Origin of the sequence: Streptomyces geranii (genome assembly GCF_002954775.1) — a bacterium.
Taxonomy (GTDB): domain Bacteria; phylum Actinomycetota; class Actinomycetes; order Streptomycetales; family Streptomycetaceae; genus Streptomyces; species Streptomyces geranii.
In genome coordinates this window covers 212,165-238,049 of sequence record NZ_PJME01000007.1, presented here as the reverse complement: position 1 = coordinate 238,049, position 25,885 = coordinate 212,165, and the positions used below count along the sequence as shown (strand labels likewise).

Here is a 25,885-nt window from a genome sequence, read left to right as displayed (position 1 = left end):
AGGGCCCCGAACCGGAGACGGTTCGGGGCCCTCCGCGTTGCGTACACGGTTCTACGGCGGTCAGGCGCCCGGCGTGTAGCCCTCCGCGACGGACGACGCCTCGGACTCCCGTACGACCTTCATGCCGCCCGTGACGCTCTTGTCGGGCTGGAGGATGACGCTCTCCTTGGAGGAGGGCGCCGCCGGGTCGGTGAAGTCCTGCGGGCTGCCGAAGCCGGCGTCGAACGAGTTGATCGTCAACAGGGCCTTGTCCAGACCCGCGCGGGTGAGGTCCTTGTCCGCGCAGGCCTTCTTCAGCGCCTCGCCGAAGACGGAGGCCGCCGTCCAGCCGGCCACCACGCCGTTGTCGAGCGAGTCGCTCGGGTAGGCCGCCTGGTAGTCGGCCACGAGCTTCTGCGCCTGAGGGGTGTCCGCCCCGATGGGCAGGGACGGCGAGGCGACCCAGTAGTTCTTCGAGAGGGCCGGGCCCGCCTGGGTGGCCAGGAGCTGCGGGGCGAAGGCCGAGTTGTTGCCGATCACCGGGACGTTGAAGCCCCCGGCGGCGGCCACACCCACGAGCGAGGCGGCCTGGCGCGGTCCGGCGCTGATCACGATCGCCTTGACGCCCGCCTGCTTCAGCGCGGCGACCTGGGCGGTCATGTCGTTGTCGGTCGGCTTGATCTTCTGCTCGACGACCGTCAGCCCCGATTTCTCCGCCATGTACTTCGAACCGACCAGGGCGCTCTCGCCGTAGTCCCCCTCGAAGTAGACATGACCGATCTTGTCGCCCTTCTTGATCCCCTTCTCATTGATCAAGAAGTCGACCGCGTTGATCGTCTCAATGTCGTACGTTGACCCGATCACGCGTATGTACGGGCTGCCGAGCAGCGAGGCGGCCCACGCCTGGGGCAGCACGAGGACCTTGTCCTGGCCGTCGACGCGCTGTTTCACGGCGGCGACGAAGGGCGAGCCGATGAACTGGGCGAAGCCCAGCACGTCCGGTTCCAGCTCTGTGTAGCCGGAGACGGCCTTCTGCGGGTCGTAGCCGTGGTCGCGGACCGTGAGGGCCACCTGGCGCCCGCAGACGCCTCCTGCGGCGTTCAGCTGCTTCACATACAGCTGCTGGGCCTGGGTGACGCTCTTGCCGAGGGTCGCGTAGACCCCCGTCATGTCGGTGAGCACGCCGACCGAGATCGTCTTGGCGGACACCCCGACGTCGGTCTTGACGCCGCCCGCCGGGGCCGAGGCCTTGTCGCCCCCGTCGTCCTTGGCCTTGGAGCTGCACCCGGCCACCGCCAGCAGCACGGCGAGCGCGCCCGCGGCGACTCGGGCCGCGTTTCTCGTGGTCATCGTTCCTCCCCAGTTGTACGTCCGACGCGGCGCCGGGCGGCCACCCTGACCAGCCCGCCCGGCAGGAAGAGCACCACCGCCACCACGGCGGCGCCGTACAGGTACCGGGACGCCTCGCCCGGTGCGATCCCGCCCGTGCCCGGGGCGGAGACCAGGGGCAGCGCGTCGCTGTAGCGGGTCAGCAGCTGGGGCAGCAGCGAGACGAAGGCCGCCCCGATCACCGCCCCGGAGACCGAGCCGAGCCCACCGATGACGATCATCGCGAGGTACTCCAGCGACAGGGTGATGCCGAAGTAGTCGGGCACGGTCCGCTGGAAGACGAGGGCGAGGAGCACACCGGCCAGCCCCGCGTACATCGACGACAGGACGAAGACGGCCGCGCGGTAGCGGGCCACGGGCACGCCGATCACCCCGGCGGCGATGCGGTGGTCGCGGATGGCGTTCATGGCCCGCCCCGGCCGACCACGCAGGACGCCACGGGCGAACAGCGCTGCGCCGAGGAGCAGGACGAGTCCGGCGTACCAGAGCTTCTCGGCGGAGCCGAACGGCACGTTGGCGACGAGGAGTTCACTGTCGTCGAAGGTGAGGCCGAAGAGGCTCAGCGGTGGTACGTCACGGCCGTTGAAGCCGCCGGTCAGCTCGCGTGCGTTGAACAGGACGTGCTGGCCGATAAAGATCAGGGCGATGGTGGCGATGCCGAGGTAGGGGCCTTGCAGGCGCCCGGCGATCGGGCTGAACAGACCGCCCGCGACCCCGGCGACGAGGGTCGCCAGCACGGCCGCGAGCCAGGTCGGCAGGCCGAGCCCGGTCAGGCCGTCACCGCCCTCGGCGGCGAAGACGCAGTAGCTGTAGGCGCCGACCGCGAGGAAGAAGGCGTGCCCCATGGAGAGCTGCCCCGTGGCTCCGGTGAGGAGGTTGATGCCGATGGCACCGATCGCGGCGGCCATGGCGAACAGCCCGGCCAGGAGCCAGAAGCGGTCCACGTAGAACGGGAGGGCGAGGAGGAGGATCGTCCCCGCCGCAGCCGCGTACGTGCGCGCGTGCGGCTTGCGGAGCGTGCGCCGGGGCTCGGCCGGTGTCTCGGTGAGTACGTCAGACACGGGCCAGCTCCTTCGTGCCGAAGAGCCCGGCGGGCCTGACGAGCAGGATCGCGACCATGACCAGGTAGGGCGCGAGGTCGCCGAGGCCGCGGCCCATGAAGGTGAGGTCGCTCTGGTAGCCGGTGGCGAGGGACTCCGTGACGCCGACGACCAGACCGCCGACGAGGGCGCCGGTGGTGGAGTCGAGGCCGCCGAGGATGGCCGCCGGGAAGGCCTTGAGGGCGGCGAGGGAAGTGGCCCGTTCCAGGCCCGGGGTCGGGAAGACGGTGAGGAACACGGCGGCCACGGCCGCGAGTCCACCCGCGACGGCCCACGCGCCGAGGGAGACCCGGCCCAGCCTGACACCCATGAGGGCGGCCGTCTCCGGGCTCTCGGCCGCCGCACGCATCGCGACACCCCAGGTCGTGTAGCGGAAGGCGAGCAGGAACGCCGTGATGAGCAGGGCAGCGGCGACGAAGGCGGCGATCCGGGTGTGCGCGAGCGAGATCGGGCCGAGGGTGAGGACGGCGTCGCCCCAGGGGTCGCCGAGCGCGAGGACGTCCGTACCGAGGCGGCGGGTGAGTTCGGTGGTCAGCAGGATGTCGACGCCGATGGTGACGATGGCCAGCACACTGTGGTCGCTGCCCCGGGAGCGGCGCATGACGAGGAATTCCACGGCCGCGCCGACGAGCGCGGCTGAGGCGATGCCCGCGAGGAGCGCGGGCCAGAAGCCGATGTCGTCGTGGAGGGACGCGGTGACATAGCCGCCCGCGAGCAGGAGCGAGGCGTGCGCGAAGTTGACGACCTCGGTGGCCCGGAAGATCACGACGAAGCCGAGGGCGATGAGGGCGTAGACGCTGCCCATGGAGATGCCGTTGAGGAGCAGTTCGGCGAAGGTGCTCACGGCGCGGCCTCCTCACCGAGATAGGCCCGTACGACCTCCGGGTCGTTCTGTACGTCCGCCGGGGCCCCGTCCGCGATCAGCCGCCCGAAGTCCAGGACCGTGACCGTGTCCGCGAGTCTCATCACCACCCCCATGTCGTGCTCCACCAGGACGATCGAGATACCGAGGCTGTCGCGGACCCCGGCGATGACGGCCGCGACCCGGCGCCGTTCGTCGGCGGTCATGCCCGCCACCGGTTCGTCGAGGAGCAGCAGCCGTGGCTCCATGCACAGGGCGCGGGCGAGTTCGGCGAGCTTCTGGAGCCCGTAGGGCAGGGATCCGGCGGGGCGCCCCAAGTACCCCGCCAGGCCGACGAACTCGGCGATCTCGCGCACCCGCGCGCGGTGCCGGCGTTCCTCGTGCGCCGCCGACGGCAGCCGGAGCCCGGCGGCGACGAAGCCGGTGCGGGTCAGGCGGTGGCGGCCGAGGAGCAGGCTGTCCTCGACGGTGGCGTGGGGCGGCAGGGCGAGGTTCTGGAAGATCCGGACGACCCCGAGGGCGGCGATGCGGTGCGGGGGCATGCCGGTCAGGTCGTGCTCGCCGAAGCGGACGCTGCCGGAGGTGGCCCGGTAGACACCGGACAGGACGTTGAAGCAGGTGGACTTGCCGGCGCCGTTGGGACCGATCAATGCGTGGACGGTGCCGGGGTTGACCGTGAAGGTGACGTCGTCGAGAGCGAGGAGGCCGGCGAAGCGGACGGTGAGGTGGTCAATGTGGAGGGCGGGAACGGCGTGGGCGTCAATGGTGGATGCCAGGGGGCCGTCGTCCACTGGACCGTCAATAGTGGTCAATGTGGATCAACCTTCCCATCTGGTCAACCTCGACATGGACGGCCTCAACCCGGTTGCAGCCGATTCACCCGTCACGTCCATCGCCTCGGCCTCATCCATCACCCCGGCCGCATCCGCCGCCGCGTCCTCGTCCACCACGCCCAGATACCGGCGCCGCACCTCGTCGGAGGCGGCGAGTTCGGCGCAGGGGCCGGAGAGGGTGACCTCGCCGACCTCCAGGACGTACGCGTGCGTGGCCAGGCGGAGAGCGAGGGCCGCGTTCTGTTCGACGAGGAGGACGGAGGTGCCCTGGGCGTTGATCTCGCGCACGGTGTCGGCGATACGGGCGGCCATCAGCGGGGCGAGGCCGAGCGACGGTTCGTCGAGGAGGAGCACCTTGGGGGTGGCCATCAGGGCGCGGGCGACGGCCAGCATCTGCTGCTCGCCGCCCGACAGGAGCCCGGCGCGCTGCTGGGCGCGGTCGGCGAGGACGGGGAACAGTTCGTGGACGCGGCGCAGGGCGGCAGCCCGTTCCGCGCGCCCGCCACGTCCACCATGCCCTCCCCTTCCGCCCCGTTCACGCCATCCGCCTCGTGCGCCGAGCGCCCCGGCGCGCAGATTGTCGGCGACGGTCATCCGGGCGAACACCCGGCGTCCTTCCGGGACTTGGGACACCCCGGCGGCGACCACCCGGTCGGGGGCGAGCCCGTCGATCCGGCGTCCGCCGAGGGTGACGGTGCCGCCGATCGTGGCCCCGCCCTGGAAGGAGAGGGTGCGGCTGATGGCGCGCAGCAGGGTGGACTTGCCCGCGCCGTTGCCGCCGAGCACGGTCACGACGCCCGCCTCGGGCACCTCCAGCGTCACGTTTCGGAGGGCGCGCACGGGCCCGTACCCGACGGACAGGTCCCGTACGACGAGCCCGGCACCGCCCGAGGAACGGCTCTCCGAGCCGCCGGGAGATCCCCTCGTGCCACCACCCATGGTGTCCGCTCCCTCCCGCCCACACGTCCGGTGTGGCGCACAGCCCAGCACCGGGGCGGGCGTCCGTCCACGGGTCGCGACCGAAACCGCGCTGAAACGTGGCCGGTGACCAGAGGACTCCGCCGGCCGTTGTGCGCGAGCACAACGCTGCGTGTCAGGGGCCTGCCGCCGGGCGGCGGCGAGTGACATCCTCCGCTCATGGGACCGCGCAGAAGGCGTACGGGTCATGACTGGCAGGTGCTCGCCGAGGCCTGCGCCGCGCTGCTGGAACGGGTGCCGGAGCTGGTGGACGAGCATGTGCGGCAGTTGGCGGAGCACTCCCCCGTCTACGAGCAGGTCCTGCCGCCCGACCAGCAGTGGCGGGAGGCGGAGGAGGCGATGCGGATCGGGATCGGGACGATCTCCGCGCCCCGGGGCTCCCCGCGCCGCGACCTGGAGTACGCGGAGGACGCGGGCCGGCGCCGGGCCCAGCAGGGGCTGCCGCTGGAGCTGCTGGTGCACGCGTACCGGAGTGCGGGCTATCTGGTGTGGGACGCGCTGCTGGAGGGCGCGGGCGGTCAGGAGACGGAGCGGCTCGCGGTGCTGATGCGGTCGGCGACCCTGGTCTGGTCGGCGATCGACGCGCAGGCGGCGGTGGCGTCGGAGGCGTACCGGGCGACCGAGATGGAGCTGCGGCGGCGCACGGACGAGCAGCTGCAGGCCCTGCTGGACGCGCTGCTCGACGGCCAGGAGTCGCCGGTGCTGGCCGCGCGGGCGGCGGCGGGGCTCGATCTGCCGGAGCGGGGCGCGTACGCGGTGGTGGTGCTGCGGGCCGAGCGGCGCGACCCCAGGGAGGCCTTCCACCGGCCGTTGCGGGGCGCCGGGTACCGGTTCGTGTGGCGGATGCGGGCCGACCGGGAGGTGGGCGTGGTGCTGCTGGGGCCCGACCAGGGGCTCGACGCGGTGGCGCAGGCGCTCAGCGGGCGGTGCGCGGGGGCGGGCGGGATCAGTCCCGTCGTACCGGGGCTCGCGGAGCTGGGGCGGGCCAGGCGGCTGGCGGAACTGGCGCTGCGTACCTGCCCGGCGGACGCGAGTGAGGTCGTACGCCTCGATCAGCGGATGCCGACGGCCCTGGTGGTGAGCCAGCCGGAACTCGCGAACCGGCTGGTGTCGTCCGTCTTCGGCGCCCTGGTCGGGCTGGAGCCCGCCGACCGGGAGGTGCTGCTGGAGACCTTCGACGTGTGGCTGGCCTGCGAGGGGTCGGCGGGGCGGGCGGCCGGGCGGCTGTACTGCCACCGCAACACGGTGTTCAACCGATTACGGCGGCTGGAGCAGCTGACGTCCAGGTCGCTGGCCAGGCCGCGCGATCTGATCGAGATGACGCTGGCGCTGGACGCGTACCGGCTGTCGGGCCAGAAAGTCCCGCCGGACCAGTCGGATTGATTTGGATTGATTTGGATTGATTTGGATCAATGAGGTTGATCGGATTGATCCAGATCAATCCGATCAAGGTGTCCCGTCAGACCAGGAAGTCCCGTCCGATGTTCTCCGCGACCCGTTCGAGGATCGGTCCGGCGTCGGCGATGCACTTGGCGAGGTCGGGTTCGAGGTCCGTCAGAGGGTAGGCGCGGCGGATGCCCGCGCGGCCCAGGGCCTCCGGGCGCAGGGCGAGGCGTCCGCAGACCGCGACGACCTCGCGGCCCTCCGCGCGGGCCGCCGCGGCGACGCCCGCCGGGGCCTTGCCGTGCAGGGTCTGTTCGTCGAGGGAGCCCTCGCCGGTGATGACCAGGGTGGCGCGTTCCAGGGCGGGTGCGAAGCCGAGGACGTCGAGCATGACCTCGATGCCGGGACGGAAGCGGGCGCCGAGGATGAGGGCGCCGTAGCCGATGCCGCCGGCGGCGCCCGCGCCCGGTGCGGCGGCGTACGAGGCGGCCTTGGGGCCGATCGCCGTCTCCAGGATCTTCGCGTAGTGGGCGAGGGAGGCGTCCAGGGTGTCGACGTCGTCCGGGGAGGCGCCCTTCTGCGGGCCGTACACCGCGGGTGCGCCCTTCGGTCCGGTCAGCGGGTTGTCCACGTCGCTGGCCAGCACGAAGTCGACGTCCGCGAGGCGGGCGTCGAGGCCCGAGAGGTCGGCGGTGGCGAGGCCGTCGAGGCCACCGCCGCCGGGCGGCAGCGGCTCGCCGTCGGCGTCCAGGAAGCGGGCGCCGAGCGCGGAGAGCATGCCCGCGCCGCCGTCGGTGGTGGCGCTGCCGCCGACGCCGAAGACGATGGTGCGCGCGCCCGCGTCCAGCGCGGCCCGCAGGAGTTCGCCGGAGCCGTACGTCGATGCCGTGAGCGGTGCGAAGACGCCCGCTGGCAGCCGCTGGAGGCCGCTCGCCTCCGCCATCTCCACCACCGCGGTGTCGTCGCGGAGCGCGAACGCGGCCGTCACCTCGTGCCCGAGCGGGCCCGCGACGCGTACCTCACGCCGTTCGAATCCGGCGGCGACAGCGGCGGCGACGGTGCCGTCGCCGCCGTCGGCCACGGGCAGTGACTCGACCTCTACATGGGGGGCCGCCTTGCGCAGCCCGGCCGTCACCCGCTCGGCGACCTGTACGGCCGTCAGCGACCCCTTGAACTTGTCGGCGGCGATCAGCACCCGAGCCGCCCGCACACCCGTCGCCTTCGCCGTACCCGCCGTACCCGAAGCGTCCGCCACCCTGCACATCCCTTGCTTTCCGGCCCCGCATACGTCAGGGCAGTCGCGCCGCTGCGACCTTAACCGCAGGAGGCGTGCCCCGTCATGCCCTCCTGGCCGCTCACAGCCAGGGCACGGCCGGTGACGGCACATGGTGGTAGACCGGACCCATGACGCACGCAGGCACCGACGCCGACCTCGCGGACCGTGTTCTCGGGGGCTGGCTGGGCCGGATCGCGGGCAACACGCTCGGCAAGCCGGTCGAACGGGGCGATCACTTGACGCACGGCCGGATCCACGGCAGCTGCCGGGACGACGACGTCGACTACGCGATCCTCGGCCTGCACCTGCTGGAGACGCACGGTTTCGGCTTCAGCACCGAACAGGTGGGCGAGCTGTGGCTGTTGCGGCTGCCGTACCTCCTGACGTTCACGGCGGAACGCGCCGCCTACCGCAACCTCACGGCCGGTCTCAAGCCGCCCCTGACGGCCACGCACGACAACCCGTACCAGGAGTGGACCGGCGCCCTGATCCGCGCCGACATCTACGGCTGGACCTGCCCCGACGCCCCGCAGCGCGCCGCCTACCTGGCCCGCAGGGACGCCGTCCTCTCGCACTCGGGCAACGGCGTGTACGGGGCGATGTTCGCGGCGGCGCTGATCTCGGCGGCGTTCACGGCACCCACCGTGCGCCGCGCGCTGGACACGGCGCTGACGGTGATCCCGCCGAGCTGCCGCCTCGCCCGCGCGGTACGCCGGGTCATGGCGCTGCACGAGACCCGGCTGCCCTGGGAGGACACGCTCACCACGCTCGCCGGGGAGACGGCGGGCCTCGGCTCGATCCACACGGTCCCGAACGTCGCCGTGCTCACCGCCGGACTCCTGTACGGAGACGGCGACTTCACGCGCACGATCACGCTGACCGTCCGGGGCGGCCTGGACACCGGCTCGAACGGCGCGACGGCGGGCTCGGTGGCCGGGGTGCTGTGCGGCGCGGCGGCGATCCCGAGCCGCTGGACGGACCCGCTGGAAGACACCGTACGCAGCGCGGTGTTCGGTTTCGACGGGGCGCGGATCAGTGAACTGGCGGCACGGACCATGGCGTTGGGACACCCGCAGGTGTGACGGACGGCCGACGGGCGGCTGCCGGTCATCTCCCCTGGTTAGGCTTCCGGGATGACCATTCAAGACTTCGCCACGTACATCGCCGGTCTGCCCCGAGTGCTGGCCGGCGCCGCCGCGCTCTTCCGGGACGCCGAGGGTCGGATCCTGCTCGTCGAGCCCAACTACCGTGAGGGCTGGGCCCTTCCGGGCGGCACGATCGAGTCGGACGACGGGGAGACCCCGCGGCAGGGTGCGCGCCGGGAGACCCTGGAGGAGATCGGCCTCGACCGCGAACCGGGCCGGCTGCTGGCCGTCGACTGGGTCCACATCGCGGGTCACGTGCCGCTGGTGGCGTATCTGTACGACGGTGGTGTCCTCGACGAGGAGGCGCTCAAGTCGATCAGACTGCAGGAGGAGGAGCTGCTGTCCTGGCGGCTGGTGGCGCGCGAGGAACTCCCCGAGTACCTCCTGGGCTCCCTGGGCCGCCGGGTCCTGCACGCCCTGGACGTCCTGACGGAGGGCACGGGCACGGTGGAGCTGGAGAACGGCGACCGGGTGGCCTGAGGAGCACCCCCGGCCGCGAGGTTCAGCCCTGCACGTCCGGCGGCTTCACATCGTTCCCCGCCCGGCGCGCGTCGTCGCGCTCGGCGACCCGGGCCTCCGTCCGGTGGCCGCGCGCGATGTAGTCCCGCACGACCAGCTCGACGGCGTCCTGGGGGTTCCCGACGCCCGCGAGCACCATGACTTCGACGACGAGTTCGGCGTCGAGCGATACCGAGACCTTGGCTGCCATGGGCGGACATTAACACCGGACGGGCGTTCGTACACCGCCTTGCCGACCAGGGTCACGACCAAGGCGAAGGCCACATGCCCCGGATGCCCGGGACGGTTAACCGGTCGCAGCCCGACACCCCGCCACCTACCCTCGGCAGCATGACCAAGCCCCTCGTCGCCGTGCTCAGCGGCGCCGGTATCTCGACCGACTCCGGCATCCCGGACTACCGCGGCCCGAACGGCCTGTGGCGGCGCGACCCCGAGGCCGAGAAGCTCGTGACGTACGAGTACTACATGGGCGATCCCGAGATCCGGCGCCGTTCCTGGCAGTTGCGGCGCCAGAACCGGACGCTTCAGGCCGAGCCGAACGCCGCGCACCTGGCGGTGGCCGAGCTGGAGCGGGCCGGGGTGCCCGTTCGGGTCATCACGCAGAACGTGGACGGGCTGCACCAGCTGGCCGGGATGCCTGCCCGCAAGGTACTCGAACTGCACGGCACCGCACGGGAGTTCGTGTGCACCGAGTGCTCGGCGCGCGGCCCCATGGAGGACGCCCTGGCACGGCTGGACGCGGGCGAGGAGGACCCGGCCTGCCTCGTCTGCGGCGGCATCCTGAAGTCGGCGACCGTCATGTTCGGCCAGCGCCTCGACCCGGTCGTCCTCGGCGACGCCCTCGCGATCACGAAGGCCTGCCAGGTGTTCATCGCCGTCGGGAGCAGTCTTCAGGTCCAGCCCGCCGCGGGCCTGGCCGGTGTCGCCGCCGACCACGGCGCCCGCCTCGTCATCGTCAACGCCGAGCCGACCCCGTACGACGACCGGGCGGACGAGGTCGTACGGGAACCGATCGGCACGGCGCTGCCCCAACTGCTGCGGGAGTTGCGGGAGTCGGCGGTCCGGACACCCGGGCCTGCGGACTGACGGAGGGCCGACGGAGGAGCGGCGGAGAAGTGACGGCCTAGAAGAGCGCCGCCCCCCGTTCGAAGTCCAGCAGCCGCTGCTTGCGCTCGATACCGCCCCCGTACCCCGTGAGGCTGCCGTCCGCGCCGACCACCCGGTGGCAGGGCACGATGATGCCGACCGGGTTCTTTCCGTTGGCCAGGCCCACGGCACGGGACGCCTTCGGATTGCCCAGGGCGTCGGCCAGTTCGCCGTACGAGCGGGTCTCGCCGTACGGGATGCGGCACAGCTGCTCCCACACGCTGCGCTGGAACTCGGTGCCCGACAGGCGGAGTTCCAAGGTGAACTCCTTCAACTCGCCCTCGAAGTACGCCTTCAGCTGGTCGGTCGTCTCCCCGAAGGGGGTGTCGTCGCGGGGGCCGAAGTTCTCCTCGGGTGGGCGGTGGCGCTGGTCGACCATGTAGAGGCCGCAGAGGACTCCGTCGTCCGCGACGAGGGTCAGCGGACCGTACGGGCTGTCGATGACCGTGTGCTGCTTCATGTTCATGGGGATTCCCTGTTGCTCCTCGTAGTTCCTCAACGTCGTCATACCGGTAGGAAGTTGATCGGGTGGCTGTCCGTCGCCCACAGGTACTGGACCGCGTACGCCCGCCACGGCCGCCACGCCGACGCGCGTGCCGTGAGGGCGGCCGGGGTCGACGGGAGGCCCAACTCCTGGGCCGCACGCCGGATTCCGAGGTCCGTGGGGAGGAACGCGTCCGGGTCGCCGAGGGCACGCATCGCGATGACGTCGGCCGTCCAGGGGCCGAAGCCGGGGAGGGCGAGGAGTCGGGCGCGGACCTCCGGCCAGTCGCTCTCCACGCCCAAGTGGAGCGTGCCTTCGGCAAGTTGGGCGACCAGGGTGGTGAAGGTGGTCCGGCGGGTGCGGGGCATCGCCAGGGACTCGGGGTCCAGGGCCGCCAGCGCCTGTGGCGTCGGGAAGAGATGGGTCAGGCCGCCCTCCGGATCGTCGACCGGGTCGCCGTACGCCGTGACGAGTCGGGCCGCGTGGGTGCGGGCGGCGGCCGTGGAGACCTGCTGGCCGAGCACCGCCCGTACGGCGAACTCCGCCTCGTCGACCGTGCGCGGGACGCGTCGGCCGGGGGCCTTCGCGACGAGCGGGGCAAGCACCGGATCCGTGCGCAACTGCTCGTCCACGGCCACCGGATCGGCGTCCAGGTCGAGCATCCGGCGGCAGCGGCTGATGGCGACGGGCAGGTCGCGCAGGTCGCTGAGGGTGAGGCGGCACGCGATGTGGTCGGGCTTCGGGGTGAGTGCGGCGATGCCGTGGCCGTACGGGAGGCGCAGGGTCCGGCGGTAGGCGCCGTCGCGCCACTCCTCCACGCCGGGTACGGCGGTCGTGGCGAGGTGGCCGAAGAGGTTGTCGGGGTTGAGCGGGGCGCGGAAGGGGAGGCGGAGGTTGAGCACGCCGGGTGCGCTGACGGTCGTGACCCCGCCGTCTCCTGTCTGTGTCCGGGTCTTCGGGAGGCGGGCGCGGAGGTCGGTCGGGGAGAGGGCGAAGACCTCGCGGACGGTGTCGTTGAAGGTGCGGATCGAGGAGAAGCCCGCCGCGAAGGCGATGTCCGCCATGGGCAGCGTGGTCGTCTCGACCAGGAGGCGTGCGGTCTGGGCGCGCTGCGCGCGGGCCAGGGCGAGCGGGCCCGCGCCCAGTTCTGCGAGGAGTTGCCGTTCGATCTGGCGGGTGCTGTAGCCGAGGCGGGCGGCGAGGCCGGGGACGCCCTCGCGGTCGACGACTCCGTCGTCGATCAGCCGCATGGCGCGGGCCACGAGGTCGGCCCGCTGGTTCCACTCCGGTGAGCCGGGGCTGGTGTCCGGGCGGCACCGCTTGCAGGCCCGGAAGCCCGCCTGCTGGCAGGCCGCCGCGCTCGGGTAGAAGGTCATGTTCTCGGGCTTGGGCGGCACGACCGGGCAGCTGGGGCGGCAGTAGATCCGGGTGGTCAGGACCGCCGTGAAGAACCAGCCGTCGAACCGCGCGTCCTTGGACCGGACGGCGCGTACGCAGCGCTCGGTGTCGGTGTGCATCGCGTTCCGCATATGTCCAGCATCGGCCATGGGCAGGGGTGGGGCTGGCGGAAATCCGACATGAAGGTGGTGTGTCCAGGGGCGATCCGGATCACTCGCCGTCACTCGGTGCGCCGCCCGGCGGTCCAGCCGGCCGGACGAGCCGGTTATCGCACCACGCGGTGGCGGAGGAGGACGAACTTCGAGTTGAAGGTGCGGGTCTCGACGAGTTCGAGATCCACCCGGCGCTCGTCCCGGGGAAAGTACGGAATGCCACCGCCGACCAGCACCGGGTGGACGATGCTCCGGTACTCGTCGATCAGCCCGGCCCTGGCCGCCTCGGCGGCGAGAGTCGCGCCGCCGATCGCGATCTCCCCCTCCCCCGGCTCGGCCCTCAACCGCTCGATCTCCTCCGCGACACCACCGGAGAGCAGACGGGCGTTGCCCTCGACCGCCGGCAGCGTGGTGGAGAACACCACCTTCGGCAGCGGATTCCAGAGCGCGGCCCATTCGAGTTCGGCTTCACCGAGGGACGGGTCCTGGACTGCGGTCTCCCAGTACAGCATCGTCTCGTACAGACGCCGTCCCATCAGGTGGACGTCGACGTCCCGGATCTCGTCGATCCAGAAACGGAAGACGTCGGGGTCGGGCACCGTCCAGTCGAAGCCGCCGTCCGGCCCGACGATGTACCCGTCGAGCGAGACACCCATCGAATAGGTCACGCTGCGCATCGGAAGTCCTCCTCGGTGACGGGTTCGACAGGTCCGACAGTACGACCGCCGAGGGACCGTCGCAGGATGCTGTACCCCGCGCACCGCGCATCGCAGGACTCATCGTGGCTCAGTCACTCACAGCATCCCTCCACGCCGCCTCCCGCAGCAACCGCAAGCCGTTGAGCCCGACGAGTACCGTCGACCCCTCGTGCCCCGCGACGCCGAGCGGCAGCGGCAACGTGCCGATCAGGTCCCAGGCGACGAGGCCCGCGATGAACACCCCGGCGATCACCAGGTTCTGCACGACCAGTCGGCGGGCGCGTCGCGAGAGGGCGATCACGGCGGGCACGGTGGCCAGCTCGTCCCGCACGATCACCGCGTCCGCCGTCTCCAGCGCGAGGTCGGAACCCGCCCGGCCCATGGCCACGCCGGTGTGGGCGGCGGCCAGCGCCGGGGCGTCGTTGACCCCGTCCCCGACGACCATCACCCTGCGCCCGGATGCCTCCAACTCCCTTACGGCGTCCAACTTCTGCTGGGGAAGCAGCCCGGCCCGTACGTCCTCGATCCCCACCTCGGCGGCCAGCCGGGCGGCGGCTCGCGGGTTGTCGCCGGTGAGCAACACCGGTGCGGTGCCGGTGAGTCGGGCGAGCGAGGCGACGGTGTCGGCGGCACCGGCACGCGGCCGGTCGGCGAGGCCGAGCACACCGGCCGGCACGTCGTCCACGAGGACCAGGACCGCCGTACGACCGGACGCCTCAACTTCCGTCACCAGCACCCGAGTCGCCGATCCCGCCGGCTCCCCTACCCCGTCCAGCAGGCGCCCGGGCGCCCCCACCGACACCAGACGCTCGCCCACAACCGCCGTCACCCCGACTCCGGGCGTCGACTCGAACTCCGTCACCATGGCCGACGCGAGCCCGCGTTCCCGCGCCGCCTCCACCACGGCCCGGGCCAGCGGATGCTCGCTCGGCCGCTCGACCGCCGCCGCGAGCGTCAGCAACTCGCCCTCGCCCCAAGCCGGTTCGGAGCCCGGTGCACGCAACGGCCGTACCTCCGTCACCCTCGGCATGCCCTCGGTGAGCGTCCCGGTCTTGTCGAGCGCCACGGCGTCGACCTGCCCGAGGCGTTCCATCACCACCGCCGACTTGACCAGTACGCCGTGCCGCCCGGCGTTGGCGATGGCCGACAGCAGCGGCGGCATGGTGGCGAGCACGACCGCGCAGGGCGAGGCCACGATCATGAAGGTCATGGCGCGCAGCAGGGCGTCGGTGAGGTCCGTACCGAAGGCGAGCGGTACGGCGAACACGGCGAGGGTGGCCGCGACCATGCCCAGCGAGTAGCGCTGCTCGACCTTCTCGATGAACAGCTGGGTGGGCGCCTTGGTCTCGGACGCCTCCTCGACCATGCGGACGATCCGGGCGATCACCGAGTCGGAGGCGTCGCGCTCGACCCGTACGCGCAGGGCGCCGGTGCCGTTGAGGGTGCCCGCGAAGACCTCGTCGCCTGGCCGCTTCGGCGCGGGCAGCGGTTCGCCGGTGATGGTCGCCTGGTCGACCTCGCTCACGCCGTCCAGCACGCGGCCGTCGGCGCCGACACGCTCCCCGGGGCGTACGAGGACGGTGTCGCCGACGGTCAACTCCTCGACGGGGACGGCCTGTTCGCCGCCCTCCGCGTCCAGCCGGGTCGCCGTGGCGGGGGCCAGGTCGAGGAGGCCCCGGACCGAGTCGGCGGTGCGGGCGGTGGCCAGGGCCTCCAGGGCGCCGGAGGTCGCGAAGATGACGATCAGCAGGGCGCCGTCCATGACCTGGCCGATCGCGGCGGCGCCGAGGGCCGCGACGATCATCAGCAGGTCGACGTCCAGGGTCCGCTCCCGCAGCGCCTTGAGGCCCTCCCAGCCGGGCTCCCAACCGCCGGTGGCGTACGCCAGTGCGTAGAGCGCACCCCAGGTCCAGGCGGGGGCGCCGGTCAGTTGCAGGGGCAGCGCGAGCAGGAACAGGGCGGTGGCGGCGGTGGCCCAGCGGGCCTCGGGGAGCGCGAGGACGCGGGTGCGGCGGCGGGGTGCGGTCGGCGCCGTGGACGGCGGCGCGGCCGGGGAGGGAGGTGAGGACGGGGGTGGCGGCGAGGTGAGGGTGGCAGACACGGGAGCACCATACAGGAACACATGAACACTCGTTCATTAGTTCATTCGTTCATGTGCGATGAGTAGGATACGGACATGGGTCATGGAGCCGTCGTCACCGCGCAGGACGCCGCCGAGCGCGTACGCCTCGACGCGGGCAATGTCGCGAAGGTGGCCACCACGCTCCAGGCCCTCTCCACGCCGTCCCGCCTGCTGATCCTGGCGCGGCTGCGCGAAGGCCCGCTTCCGGCGACGGAGTTGGCGGCAGAGGTGGGCATGGAGCAGTCGGCGTGCTCGCACCAGCTGCGGCTGCTGCGGAATCTGGGCCTGGTCGTGGGCGAGCGCCGGGGCCGGTCAGTGGTGTACGCGCTGCACGACCACCATGTCGCCGGGCTGCTCGACCAGGCGGTCTACCACGTGGAGCATCTGCGGCTCGGGCTCAGCGACACGGACGGTGACGTGGAGACGGACGGCGTCGAGTAGTCGCCCCGCTCAGGCGCGGCCCTTCGCCTCGTCGTAGCTCTCCCGCGCCCGCTCCACCTGGCTCAGCCGCTCGTTCGTCCAGAGGGCCAGGGCGCGGACCTGTTCGGCGGCCTCGCGGCCCAACTCCGTGAGGGAGTAGTCGACATGGGGCGGGATCACCGGCCTGACGTGCCGGTCGACCAGGCCGTCGCGCTCCAGGTTCTGCAGGGTCTGCGCGAGCATCTTCTCGGTGACCGGGCCGACGGACTCGGTGGAGTCGATCGCGCGGCGCAGCTCGGCGAAGCGGTGCGGGCTCTCCAGCAGCCGGATCAGTACGAGGACGCCCCAGCGGCTGGTGACGTGCTCCATGGTCAGGCGCTGCGGGCACATGATCCGGGCGCCGGCGCCCGCCGCCGTACCGCCCGCCGTGGTGCTAACAGCCATGTCAGTACCGTACTTCAAAGTGCGTACTCACGCAGAGTGACCACAGCTCCTAGGGTTGGCGACAGAGCCGATCAAGAGGAGTTGTCCGCATCATGAGCATTGTCGTCACCGGAGCCAACGGGAATCTCGGCCGGCTGGTCGTCGAGGGCCTGCTGGAGAAGGTCCCCGCCGACCGGATCACCGCCGTGGTCCGCGGCAAGGAGAAGGGCGCCCGGTTCGAGGCCCTCGGCGTGCGGATCGCGGTCGCCGACTACAACGTCCCCGGGACCTTCGAGGGCCTCTTCGCCGCGGGCGACAGGGTGCTGCTGATATCCAGCAGCGAGATGACCGCGGACCGGGCCGCCCAGCACCGGGTCGTGATCGACGCCGCCCGGGCCGCCGGGGTCTCGCTGCTCGCGTACACGAGCGCGGCCGGCGGCCACGAGAGTCCGCTCACCGAGGCCCATCGCCGGACGGAGAAGGCGCTGGCGGAGTCCGGGCTGCCGTATGTCCTGCTGCGCAACAACTGGTACAGCGAGATCTTCGTCGACCGGCTGGAGACGGTGGTCGAGGCGGGTGTGCTCGTGCGCGCCGCAGGTACGGGACGTATCGCCTCCGCGACCCGCGCCGACTACGCGGCCGGTGCGGTCGCGGTGCTGACCGGCACCGGGCACGAGAACCGGACGTACGAGCTGGGCGGGGACACCGCCTGGAACTTCCCCGAGTTCGCGGCCGAGTTGGGGCGGCGGACCGGCCGGGAGATCGTCTACACGCCGGTCACCGTGGAGGCGTACACCGAACTGCTGGTCGGCGCGGGGATGCCCGAGCTGTACGCCACCATCCTGGCGGGCGCGGACGCTTCCTTCGCCAAGGGTGAACTCGCCGGTACGAGCGGGGAGTTGTCGCGGCTGATCGGGCGCGCGACCACGCAGATCGGCGAGACGGTCGCGGCGGCGTTGAAGCGGTGAGGAGTTGAGGGGTCGAGGAGCTGAGGCGCGGGTCGGCCGGAGCGGCCGTCGCCTCCAGCGCTCCCCGCACACGACCCCCGCCACCTCAGCCACCTCAGCCACACCGGCCGTCTCAGTCACCTCGGTCAGCAAAGGAACCCCATGCGCACCATCCTCGTCAGCGGCGGCAACAGCGGGATCGGGCTCCGCGCGGCGCGGGAGCTGCTCGACCGTGGCCATTGTGTCGTCCTCCTCGGGCGTGACCGGCGCAAGGGCGAGGCGGCGCTCGCGTCCTTCGGTGACGCGGCCGGCCGGGCGTCCTTCCACTCCGTCGAGCTGTCGACGCACGACGGGGTCCGGGACGCCGCCCGGCGGGTGCTCGCGGAGCACGACCGGCTCGACGCGGTGCTGCACTCGACGGGCGTGCTCACCTTCAAGGAGCTGCGTACGGCGGACGGGCTGCATCCGTTCTTCTCGGTCAACTACCTGAGCCGCTACCACCTCACGCAACTCCTGCTGCCCGCGCTGCGCCGCGCCGGACAGGCCCGCGTCGTGATGATGACGGCGAGCGTCCCGCCGTCCACACCGGCGGAGTACGACAGGTTCCCGGCCTTCGAGCCCTTCGACTTCCGGCACGACAGGGAGCCGATCCAGCTCGCCAACCACCACTACGCCGCCCATCTCACCCGCGGCGAACCGCAGTTGCGCGCCGGGGTGGTGAACGCGGGCGCCGTACGGACGGACATCCTGCGGATGTCGCCGTGGTACGTGCGGGCGACGGCGAAGGTCGTGGGGCCGCTCTTCTTCGACTCCGTCGAGAAGAGCGCGCACAACGTCGTCGAGGCCTGTCTGCGCGAGGACTGGGCCGCGCCGATGTACTGGCCGAAGCCGGGGGACTTCGAACAGCGCCTGCCGATCGACCTCGACACGTCGACCACGCGGCGCCTCCTCGACGTCTCCCGGAATCTCACGGGCGTCTGACGGCGTCCGACGGGCCCCGCCTCTCCCCCTACGCGGCAGTGGGGGTCTGTGCCCGGACCCCGCGCCGCCCCGTCAAGCGGAACGTTTCGTCTGTACGTTCCGCACGGTCCACACGTTCGGCACGCTCCGTGCGGTCCGTACGGTCCGTACGGTCCGTACGGTCCGTCCACAGCGCGAGGATTCCCGCCCGCAGCGCCAACGCGACGAGATGCGTGCGGTTCTTCGCGCACAGCTTCTCCCGGATGCTGCGCATGTGGGAGGCGACCGTGCGAGGGGAGATCGACAACTGGTGGGACATGTCCGCGTCCGACATTCCGTGCGCCGCCAGGAGGAGGATCTCCAGTTCCCGGCCGCTGAGTCGGTCAGAGCTGTCCACTGCCATGATGCCTGCCTTGGTCGGAGGGGTTCGGACGAGTGCGCGGTGTGACTCTTCCGTGACCCGCGCGCCCCGGGCATCGACCGTTCGACCGATCCCTGGGTGCGGGCATCGGCCGATCGGCCTCGGTCCTTCCGCCCCTGCGGAGACCGGCATTCCGCGGACCGCCGGACCGGCCGCCTGTTCCATGACATCCTCGGCCGGGTGAGCAGCACTCCGACGCGTGTATTGATCGCCGACGATCAGGATCTGATCCGGACCGGTTTCCGTCTCATCCTCGACGCCCAGGAGGGCATCGAGGTGGTCGGAGAGGCCCCCGACGGCCTCACCTGCGTGGAGTTGGCTCGCGCGCTGCGGCCCGACGTCTGTCTGGTGGACGTCCGGATGCCGAAGCTGGACGGGCTGGAGGTGGCCCGACTGCTGTCCGGCCCCGGGGCGACGCACCCGACCCAGGTCGTGGTGGTCACCAGTTTCGACCAGGACGACTACCTCAACATCGCGCTGCGCAACGGAGCTTGCGGTTTCCTGCTGAAGGACGCCACCCCGGCGCTGCTGGTCGAGGCGGTACGGGCGGCGGCGCGCGGCGACGCCCTGATCTCGCCGGCGGTGACGGTCCGGCTGCTGAAGCAGCTGGAGGAGCGGGCGACGGTGCCGGCGAACGGCCACGGTGTGTCCGAATCGGCGCTCAGCGTGCGGGAGTTGGAGGTCGCCCGGCTGGTCGCGGTGGGCCGCACCAACCAGGAGATCAGCGACGAGCTGTGTCTGTCGCTGTCGACCGTGAAGACCCATCTGGGCCATATCCACCACAAGCTCGGCGTCCGCAACCGCGTCGAGGTGGCCGCGTGGGCGTGGGCCAACGGGACTGTCCGGACGGCGCGTTGACGGCTCCCGCCCGACGGGTTCCGGCCCGCGGCCCGGTGCGTGAAGATCCTGTGGCCGCCCTGTGTCCCTGCCCACAGATTGATCCACCGCCTGTCAGGGAGACATGAGCATGCCTAGCCTCCGGTTGTATGACAACTTCGTCACTCGCGGCACTCTCGGCACGAGCGACCCAACCGCGTCCCGGGCCCTGCCGGTTGCCCTTACGACGGCTCGACCACCGCACCCTGTACCCGGCCCTGGGCCTGCTGTGGCTGGTCGACCTGGGGATCATCGGGTCGCAGCAGCGCGGCCCCGTCGACTGGCTGCCGCTCGTGACCGGCCCCCTGGCCCTGGCGCTGGTGCTCGCGCCCGACCCACGGCTGAGCATCGAGTGGCGGGCGGGGGTCTCGGCGGCCGTCTCGACGACGGTCACCCTGACCACCTGCCTGATGGGCTGGGCCATGCCCGAGTGGGGCCTGCTGGAGACGGCCTGCATGCTGGTCCTGCTGGCCCGCACCTGCCGCAGCGTCGACCGCCCCGGCACCGCCCTGGCCCTGGCCGCCGCGATGGGGGCCAGCGTGATCGACGAACCCCTGCGCACCGGGGGCACCGGAATCACCCTGACGTACCCCTTCCTGCTGACGTTCGCCGTCGGCGGCGCGGTCGGCGCGGGCTGCTATCTGCGCACTCTGGACGCCCGCCGCAGCCGTACGATCGACGCGATCCGGCTCGCCGAGCGGATCCAACTCGCCCGGGAACTGCACGACTTCGTCGCCCACCATGTGACGGGCATCATCGCGCAGGCACACGCCGCCGGGGTGATCCACGAAAGCTCGCCGCATCAAGTCGGCCCGATCCTGGGCAACATCGCCGAGGCCGGGCAGCGGACCATGGACTCCATGCGCCGGCTGATCCGCGTACTGCGCGAGGAGGGCGGGCAGACCACGATCGAGCGCCCCGAGGAGCCGTACGCCGAACTCACCAAGCTGGTCTCGGCGTTCGGCGACCAGGCCGGTTCCACCGCCCAGCTGGAGATCACCGGCGCCGCCCGGCGCAGCACCCTGCTGCCCGAGGTGGGCTCGGCGGTGCACCGCGTGGTGCAGGAGGCGCTGACGAACGTACGACGGCACGCGCCTGGTGCTCCGGCGACGGTGCGTGTGCATCGCACCCGGGACGAGCTGCTGCGGGTGGACGTGTACAACGAGGGGTCCGCCTGCAAGGCCCCGCGGCCCACCGGCGGCCATGGCGGCTACGGGCTGATCGGTCTGCGTGAGCGGGTCGAGGCGGTCGGCGGCTCCCTGGCGGCGGGCCCGGCCGACGACGGCGGCTGGTGGCTCATCGCCCATTTCCCCGTACGTACGGAGGCCGCGCCCCCGGCCACGGAACGTTCCGTCGCCCAAGTCCCGTCGCCCCGTGGGCATTCGGGGCGCCACGCCAAGCGGAACGGGCGCAAGGAGCCGGAGCCCGACATGAACTGGGACGCGATCTGACGCGCCCTGCCGAACTCCGACGAGCCCGCCGGGGGTGGTCGGGGGTGGTCGGGGCGTGAATTAGGCAATTCTGCGAATGGCGCCCGGCAGGCCCGCCGCCTAGCGTCGAGGCACCAAGGCGCCGGGGCGTTCTCACTAGGTCTGTCGTCAATTTGACGACAGACCTAGCCCCGCAGAGTGGTGAAACGGCCCGGACCGGGTCTTTCGAGGGGCCCGGTCCATCACTTTCCCGTTGCCTGCCGCTCGCCCGTCCTCCGTTGTTGCGGACCGGCGCCCCTCGCCGACGAGACGCAGGAGTCGTATGAGTACGGCCATTGTGGTGGGCAGCGGTCCGAACGGGCTCGCGGCTGCCGTGTTCCTCGCGCGGGAGGGTGTGGAGGTCACCGTGCTGGAGGCCGCCGACACCATCGGCGGCGGCACCCGCACCAGCGAGCTGACCCCGGGACTGCTGCACGACCACTGCTCCGCCACCCACCCCATGGCCGTCGGCTCGCCCTTCCTGCGCGGCCTCGACCTGGCCCGGCACGGGCTGCGGTGGTGTCTGCCGGAGATCGACTGCGCGCATCCGCTGGACTCCGGCGCGGCCGGGGTGCTGCATCGGTCGGTCGCAGAGACCGCCGACGGCCTCGGCGAGCGCGACGGGCGCCGGTGGCGCCGGGTGTTCGGGCCGCTCGCGGAGGGCTACGACGCGCTCGCCGAGGACATCATGCGACCGCTCACCCAGCTGCCCCGGCATCCCCTGCGGCTGGCCGCGTTCGGCCCGCAGGCCCTGCTGCCCGCCGACGCGGTGGCCCGGCTGTGGCGGTCGGAGACCGCCCGCGCGCTCTTCGCCGGGGTGGCCGCGCACGCGTTCCGCCCGTTCCACCGGCCGGCCAGTGCCGCCGTCGGCCTGACGATCATCGCCGCCGGTCACCGGCACGGCTGGCCCGTCGCGGCGGGCGGCTCGCGGGCGATCGGCGACGCGCTCGCCGCGCTGCTCACGGAGTTCGGCGGCCGGATCGAGACCGGCGTGCGGGTACGCTCCCCCGCCGACCTGCCCCCGGCCGACGCGGTCCTCTTCGACCTCGCGCCCCGCGCGGTGGCCGACATCCTGGGCGACCGGCTGCCGGGGCGGGTGGCTCGCGCCTACCGGCGGTACCGCCACGGCCCCGGCGCCTTCAAGGTCGACTTCGCCGTCCAGGGCGGGGTGCCCTGGACCAACGAGGCCGCGCGCCGGGCCGGTACGGTCCATCTCGGCGGGCGGTACGAGGAGGTCGCCGCCGCCGAGCGGGCCGTGCACGCCGGTCGGCTGCCGGAGCGGCCCTTCGTCCTGGTCGGCCAGCAGTACCTGGCCGATCCGCTGCGCTCGAAGGGCGACGTCCACCCGGTCTGGACGTACGCGCACGTTCCGCACGGCTACGACGGCGACGCCACCGAGGCGGTCGTCGCGCAGATCGAACGGTTCGCCCCCGGTTTCCGCGAACGGGTCCTCGACCTGGCCGTCCGCTCCCCGGCCGGCTTCGCGTCGTACAACCCGAACTACGTGGGCGGTGACGTCGTCGCCGGGGCGAACACCGCCCGCCAGCTCGTCCTGCGTCCGCGTGCCGCGCTCGACCCGTACAGCACCGGCGTACCGGGCATGTACATCTGCTCGGCGGCGACACCGCCCGGCGCCGGCGCGCACGGCATGTGCGGCGCGAACGCGGCGGCGTCGGCACTGCGCCGCCTTCGCTGAACTGCGGAACCGCCGAACCGCCGAACCGGCATTTCTGAAAGGCCCGGACCACACGGTCCGGGCCTTTTCCCATGCCCGCCCAATTGCTGTGAACCAGGTCACTCAAGGAATCGGCATTTTTATCGATGTGGCGGCCGGACCGCCCGCCGTACTGTTTCTCTCGAAGGGCAGGGAAAAAGAAATTCCCAGGCCCTCGGACCGAAAGGAAAAAGCGAATGAGCAGCATCGCCAAGGCAATGGACCGCATGGACCTCCCCGTCGAGGGCGTCATCCTCACGTCCGCACGCCCCACCCTCGGCACCCCGCGCATCGGCCGGGTGGCGAACGCCGCCAACGCCCTCAACGCGCTGGGCGGACTGGCGGATCTGGCCCAGGCCGCGGGCGGTGTCGCCCAGGTGGTCGGCGCCGCCAGCGCGGTCGAGGCGAACCAGGCCGCCGCGGACGCCAACCAGGCCGTCGCGAACGCCGCGAACGCCCAGGCCGCGGCGGCCGGCGGCACCGTCTGACCTGATCAGGCACCCACATGAGAACTGCCGGGCCAGAGGTGTGTTCTGGCCCGGCAGTGTGCCCTGAGGCAAATAGCTCGAACGAAGGTTACCACGAACGACACGAAAGTCAGGAAAGAGGAGCCCGTGAAATTCAGCGGAAAAATTCCTCCCGTCATTCCGGGAAGGGTCGTCTCTGCGGTGTTCGGACCGGCTCCGGTCGACCGGGATCGCGCGATCGGCATGTCCGAGCGGCTGGCCGCCGTGTCCAGTCTGCAGTCCTCGCTGGAGTACCTGACCCAGCGGAAGGACATCGAGAAGGGCGGCATGAACGACTGGGAGGTCGCCCGGCAGTACCTCGCCGGAGCCGGCCCCCTCACCCGCCGGCTGGTCGACGGCGTCAGCGGCGTGCGGACCACCACCGCCCTGCACGCCGTCCGCTCCGCCGTGGCCGTCGGCATGCTGCTGCCCGGCGACTCCCGCTGGCGGGGCGCGGGCAACCTGTTCCTCGGCGCGTCGTCCGCCGTGCTCTCACCCCGCCACCACTACGGCGGCGACGGCTCCGACCAGGTCGCCACGCTGGTGCAGCTGGCCACCGGCGCCGCCCGGCTGGTGCCCTCGCTCGCCGCCAAGGACGCGCTTCTCTGGTACGCGGCCCTCCAGGCCAACCTGGCCTACGCGGTGTCCGGTTGGGTCAAGCTCTTCGGCAAACCCTGGCGCGACGCGACCGCCCTCGGCGGAGTGATGCGCACCCGGACGTACGGCCACGACGGCATGTTCCGCTGGACCCAGGAGCACCCGAGGACCGCCAAGGCGCTCACCCACGGCGTACTGGCCCTGGAGTGCCTCTTCCCGCTCGCCTACGCCCGGGGCGGCACCCTGACCCGCTCCATGATCACGAGCGCCGCCACGTTCCATGTGGCCAACGGCTACCTCATGGGCCTCGGCAGGTTCGTGACCGCCTTCCCCGCCTTCCACCCCCTGGTCGCCTACACCAGCGCCCCCAGGTCCCACCCGGCCGCCGCCGCACGCGACGACCGTGCCGTACCGGCCGCGCTCGCCGCACTCGCGGGCGGCACCGCCGCAGCCGCCCTCACCGCCGTGCGCCGCCGGCTGCGCACCACCGAGGGCTGGCACACCTCCCGCACCCTGACCACCCGGCACGGCAACCGCCTCCAGTACGAGGAGTACGCGCCCGGCGACCCCGAACAGCCCGTCGTCGTACTCGCCAGTGGTCTGCTGTCGACCAGCGAGCACTACGCCTGGATCGCCGAACAGCTCTGCTACGAGACCCGGTTCGGGGTCATCGCCTACGCCCGCGCCGGATACGCGGGCAGCCGTCGCGCCGCCGCCACCTCCTTCCGGCTGTCGGAGTCCGTCCACGACCTCGTCGACCTGGTGAACGGCTCCGTGGCCCCGCACCGCAAGGTGATCCTCGTCGGCCACTCCATCGGCGGCGAGCTGGCCCGCCGCGCCGCCCGGCACCTGGGCGACCGGCTCCAGGGCATCGTCTACCTCGACTCCTCCCACCCCGGCCAGTTCACCAGCGGCCTCGGCCCGGACGAGAAGGGCCTGGCCGGGAACTTCGCCGCCGTGAGCCGGGCGCTGCGGCTGGGCACCGGAATCCTCCTCAGCCGTCCGGGCTGGATCGCCGAACTGCCGTACGCCTACCGGAAGAAGGTCTTCGCGCAGTACGCGGACGCCCGGATGTGGGAGGCCGCCCGCCGCGAATGGAAGGCCGTACGGGCCGACTTCAGGTCCTTCAAGGGAGCGCTCGCCCGGATCGAGGGCGTGCCCGCGCTCGTCGTCTCCGCCCAGCGGACCGTCGACCGCAACCCCGAACAGCTGCTGCTGCACCGGGAGTTGGCCGCGGCCCATGTCGGCGCCCGCACCGCGACCGTGGTCGTCGAGGGCGCCACCCACGAGAGCATGCTGATCAACAGCCGCTACGCGCACCAGGTCACCGACCACATCGTCGCGTTCTTCGACGGCCCCGCCCGCCGCGCCCCGGCGCCCCGCCCCACCCGCCCCGCCACCAGGAAGGAGGCCGCCCGATGACCTCCCCGACCTCCCTGCCGCGGCTGCGGCTGAAGGACGCCCTGACCGGTGCGGGCGCCCCCTGGCGGATCGCCGGCGCCGCGCTGCTCCTGCTGACCGTCGCCGGCCAGCACCCGCACCACGACTTCGGCCGCGTGCGAGCCAGGGACCACTTCTCCCTGCTGCCCAACTGGCGGTTCTTCGCACCGCATCCGGCCATGTTCGACTACCACTTCCTGTACCGCACGGTCGGAGCCGACGGCACGTCGTCCGCCTGGCGTGACGCCAGCGGCATCGTGGACCGCAAGCCCCTGCACCTGGTCTGGTTCCCGACCCGGCGCGCCGACAAGTCCGTCTTCGACGCCTGCCAGGAGATCCTGCCGCGCCTCGAACAGGGCTTCGCAGCCGCCTCGCACACCCCGGGCTACCGCCTGATCACCGAGCACGTGCGCACCCGTATCGCGGCCGAGGACACCCCGCAACAGGACGTCAGGGGCTTCCAGTTCGCGCTGGCCTCCGGCACCGGCTACGACCTGCGCCAGGGCCCCCAGCTCATGTTCGTCTCCCCGTTCGTCCCGCTCGACCCGCACGCCCCGAGCACTCCACTCACCCCGATCACCCCGATCACCCTCGCCAAGACGGACCCGACCCCTGTTCCAGGCAAGACGGAAGCGAAGGCCTGACCAC

Annotated in this window: 26 protein-coding genes; 13 read left to right on the top strand and 13 right to left on the bottom strand. The window is 72.1% G+C overall.

All coding sequences use genetic code 11. The features are described 5' to 3' along the window. Positions 1–60: 60 nt before the first annotated feature. The 5 genes from CW359_RS13275 to CW359_RS13255 are packed head-to-tail and all read right to left on the bottom strand — an operon-like array spanning position 61 to position 5,102. The gene (locus CW359_RS13275; RefSeq protein ID WP_105970093.1) at positions 61–1,329 is read right to left on the bottom strand and encodes an ABC transporter substrate-binding protein; all 1,269 of its coding nucleotides are present in this window, start codon (positions 1,327–1,329) and stop codon (positions 61–63) included. Continuing rightward, positions 1,326–2,429 carry a branched-chain amino acid ABC transporter permease gene (locus CW359_RS13270; RefSeq protein WP_105970092.1) on the bottom strand — a complete coding sequence of 368 codons (1,104 nt, stop codon included), beginning with the start codon at positions 2,427–2,429 and terminating at the stop codon, positions 1,326–1,328. The genes CW359_RS13275 and CW359_RS13270 overlap by 4 nt, the downstream gene beginning before the upstream one ends. Then, entirely contained in the window at positions 2,422–3,312 is an 891-nt protein-coding gene (locus CW359_RS13265) for a branched-chain amino acid ABC transporter permease (RefSeq protein ID WP_105970091.1), read from the bottom strand. The genes CW359_RS13270 and CW359_RS13265 overlap by 8 nt, the downstream gene beginning before the upstream one ends. After that, on the bottom strand, positions 3,309–4,106 hold the full coding sequence (locus CW359_RS13260; RefSeq protein WP_105970199.1) for an ABC transporter ATP-binding protein: 798 nt from the start codon (positions 4,104–4,106) through the stop codon (positions 3,309–3,311). The genes CW359_RS13265 and CW359_RS13260 overlap by 4 nt, the downstream gene beginning before the upstream one ends. A 42-nt stretch (positions 4,107–4,148) precedes the next feature. After that, positions 4,149–5,102, bottom strand: coding sequence for an ABC transporter ATP-binding protein (locus CW359_RS13255; RefSeq protein ID WP_232838379.1), 954 nt, complete (start codon positions 5,100–5,102; stop codon positions 4,149–4,151). Between the two features lie 198 nt (positions 5,103–5,300). Here CW359_RS13255 and CW359_RS13250 point away from each other — a divergent pair, with 198 nt between their 5' ends. Continuing rightward, the gene (locus tag CW359_RS13250; RefSeq protein WP_105970090.1) at positions 5,301–6,524 is read left to right on the top strand and encodes a PucR family transcriptional regulator; all 1,224 of its coding nucleotides are present in this window, start codon (positions 5,301–5,303) and stop codon (positions 6,522–6,524) included. A 76-nt stretch (positions 6,525–6,600) separates the two neighbouring features. Here CW359_RS13250 and CW359_RS13245 read toward each other — a convergent pair whose 3' ends face one another. Next, on the bottom strand, positions 6,601–7,719 hold the full coding sequence (locus CW359_RS13245; RefSeq protein WP_105970198.1) for a glycerate kinase: 1,119 nt from the start codon (positions 7,717–7,719) through the stop codon (positions 6,601–6,603). Positions 7,720–7,928: 209 nt separating this feature from the next. Between CW359_RS13245 and CW359_RS13240 the strand changes: the two genes are divergently transcribed. After that, positions 7,929–8,882 (top strand): ADP-ribosylglycohydrolase family protein, encoded by a 954-nt coding sequence (locus CW359_RS13240; protein ID WP_105970089.1) that lies wholly within the window; start codon positions 7,929–7,931, stop codon positions 8,880–8,882. A gap of 51 nt (positions 8,883–8,933) precedes the next feature. Next, positions 8,934–9,425 (top strand): NUDIX domain-containing protein, encoded by a 492-nt coding sequence (locus CW359_RS13235; protein WP_105970088.1) that lies wholly within the window; start codon positions 8,934–8,936, stop codon positions 9,423–9,425. A gap of 22 nt (positions 9,426–9,447) precedes the next feature. Here CW359_RS13235 and CW359_RS13230 read toward each other — a convergent pair whose 3' ends face one another. Further along, entirely contained in the window at positions 9,448–9,654 is a 207-nt protein-coding gene (locus CW359_RS13230; RefSeq protein WP_105970087.1) for a DUF2191 domain-containing protein, read from the bottom strand. Between the two features lie 140 nt (positions 9,655–9,794). On the opposite strand from CW359_RS13230, the gene CW359_RS13225 reads away from it, so the two are divergent. Continuing rightward, positions 9,795–10,550 carry an SIR2 family NAD-dependent protein deacylase gene (locus tag CW359_RS13225; RefSeq protein WP_105970086.1) on the top strand — a complete coding sequence of 252 codons (756 nt, stop codon included), beginning with the start codon at positions 9,795–9,797 and terminating at the stop codon, positions 10,548–10,550. A 37-nt stretch (positions 10,551–10,587) separates the two neighbouring features. On the opposite strand, the gene CW359_RS13220 is transcribed toward CW359_RS13225, so the two are convergent. The 4 genes from CW359_RS13220 to CW359_RS13205 all read right to left on the bottom strand — a co-directional run bounded on the left by CW359_RS13220 (position 10,588) and on the right by CW359_RS13205 (position 15,443). Then, positions 10,588–11,070 carry a methylated-DNA--[protein]-cysteine S-methyltransferase gene (locus CW359_RS13220; RefSeq protein ID WP_105970197.1) on the bottom strand — a complete coding sequence of 161 codons (483 nt, stop codon included), beginning with the start codon at positions 11,068–11,070 and terminating at the stop codon, positions 10,588–10,590. Positions 11,071–11,114: 44 nt separating this feature from the next. Further along, on the bottom strand, positions 11,115–12,611 hold the full coding sequence (locus tag CW359_RS13215) for an AlkA N-terminal domain-containing protein (protein WP_105970196.1): 1,497 nt from the start codon (positions 12,609–12,611) through the stop codon (positions 11,115–11,117). Between the two features lie 146 nt (positions 12,612–12,757). Next, complete coding sequence (locus CW359_RS13210) at positions 12,758–13,321, bottom strand: dihydrofolate reductase family protein (RefSeq protein ID WP_105970085.1); 564 nt, start codon at positions 13,319–13,321, stop codon at positions 12,758–12,760. A 109-nt stretch (positions 13,322–13,430) separates the two neighbouring features. Further along, entirely contained in the window at positions 13,431–15,443 is a 2,013-nt protein-coding gene (locus CW359_RS13205; RefSeq protein ID WP_105970084.1) for a heavy metal translocating P-type ATPase, read from the bottom strand. Between the two features lie 75 nt (positions 15,444–15,518). Between CW359_RS13205 and CW359_RS13200 the strand changes: the two genes are divergently transcribed. Beyond that, complete coding sequence (locus CW359_RS13200; RefSeq protein ID WP_105970083.1) at positions 15,519–15,905, top strand: ArsR/SmtB family transcription factor; 387 nt, start codon at positions 15,519–15,521, stop codon at positions 15,903–15,905. A 9-nt stretch (positions 15,906–15,914) separates the two neighbouring features. Here the strand turns inward: CW359_RS13200 and CW359_RS13195 are convergent, their stop codons facing one another. Then, a complete protein-coding gene (locus CW359_RS13195; protein WP_105970082.1) occupies positions 15,915–16,328 on the bottom strand; it encodes a winged helix-turn-helix transcriptional regulator in 414 nt (137 codons plus the stop codon). 92 nt (positions 16,329–16,420) lie between these two features. Between CW359_RS13195 and CW359_RS13190 the strand changes: the two genes are divergently transcribed. Together CW359_RS13190 and CW359_RS13185 are read left to right on the top strand one after the other, a co-directional pair. Continuing rightward, the gene (locus CW359_RS13190; protein ID WP_105970081.1) at positions 16,421–17,275 is read left to right on the top strand and encodes an SDR family oxidoreductase; all 855 of its coding nucleotides are present in this window, start codon (positions 16,421–16,423) and stop codon (positions 17,273–17,275) included. Positions 17,276–17,416: 141 nt separating this feature from the next. Further along, a complete protein-coding gene (locus CW359_RS13185; protein ID WP_105970080.1) occupies positions 17,417–18,235 on the top strand; it encodes an SDR family NAD(P)-dependent oxidoreductase in 819 nt (272 codons plus the stop codon). A gap of 28 nt (positions 18,236–18,263) precedes the next feature. Here the strand turns inward: CW359_RS13185 and CW359_RS13180 are convergent, their stop codons facing one another. After that, positions 18,264–18,617, bottom strand: coding sequence for a response regulator transcription factor (locus CW359_RS13180; RefSeq protein WP_105970079.1), 354 nt, complete (start codon positions 18,615–18,617; stop codon positions 18,264–18,266). 198 nt (positions 18,618–18,815) lie between these two features. Here CW359_RS13180 and CW359_RS13175 point away from each other — a divergent pair, with 198 nt between their 5' ends. From CW359_RS13175 to CW359_RS13150, 6 genes are all read left to right on the top strand, one after another. Beyond that, positions 18,816–19,493: a response regulator gene (locus tag CW359_RS13175; RefSeq protein WP_232838378.1), complete on the top strand. Its 678-nt coding sequence runs from the start codon at positions 18,816–18,818 to the stop codon at positions 19,491–19,493. Between the two features lie 128 nt (positions 19,494–19,621). After that, on the top strand, positions 19,622–20,962 hold the full coding sequence (locus tag CW359_RS13170) for a sensor histidine kinase (RefSeq protein WP_232838377.1): 1,341 nt from the start codon (positions 19,622–19,624) through the stop codon (positions 20,960–20,962). Positions 20,963–21,263: 301 nt separating this feature from the next. Further along, the gene (locus CW359_RS13165) at positions 21,264–22,676 is read left to right on the top strand and encodes a phytoene desaturase family protein (RefSeq protein WP_105970078.1); all 1,413 of its coding nucleotides are present in this window, start codon (positions 21,264–21,266) and stop codon (positions 22,674–22,676) included. 215 nt (positions 22,677–22,891) lie between these two features. Further along, positions 22,892–23,182, top strand: a complete 291-nt coding sequence (locus CW359_RS13160; RefSeq protein ID WP_232838376.1) for a hypothetical protein — start codon at positions 22,892–22,894, stop codon at positions 23,180–23,182. A 222-nt stretch (positions 23,183–23,404) separates the two neighbouring features. Next, positions 23,405–25,219 carry an alpha/beta fold hydrolase gene (locus CW359_RS13155; protein ID WP_408647478.1) on the top strand — a complete coding sequence of 605 codons (1,815 nt, stop codon included), beginning with the start codon at positions 23,405–23,407 and terminating at the stop codon, positions 25,217–25,219. Continuing rightward, positions 25,216–25,881, top strand: coding sequence for a hypothetical protein (locus tag CW359_RS13150; RefSeq protein WP_105970076.1), 666 nt, complete (start codon positions 25,216–25,218; stop codon positions 25,879–25,881). Before CW359_RS13155 ends, CW359_RS13150 begins: the two co-directional genes overlap by 4 nt. Positions 25,882–25,885: the final 4 nt, after the last annotated feature.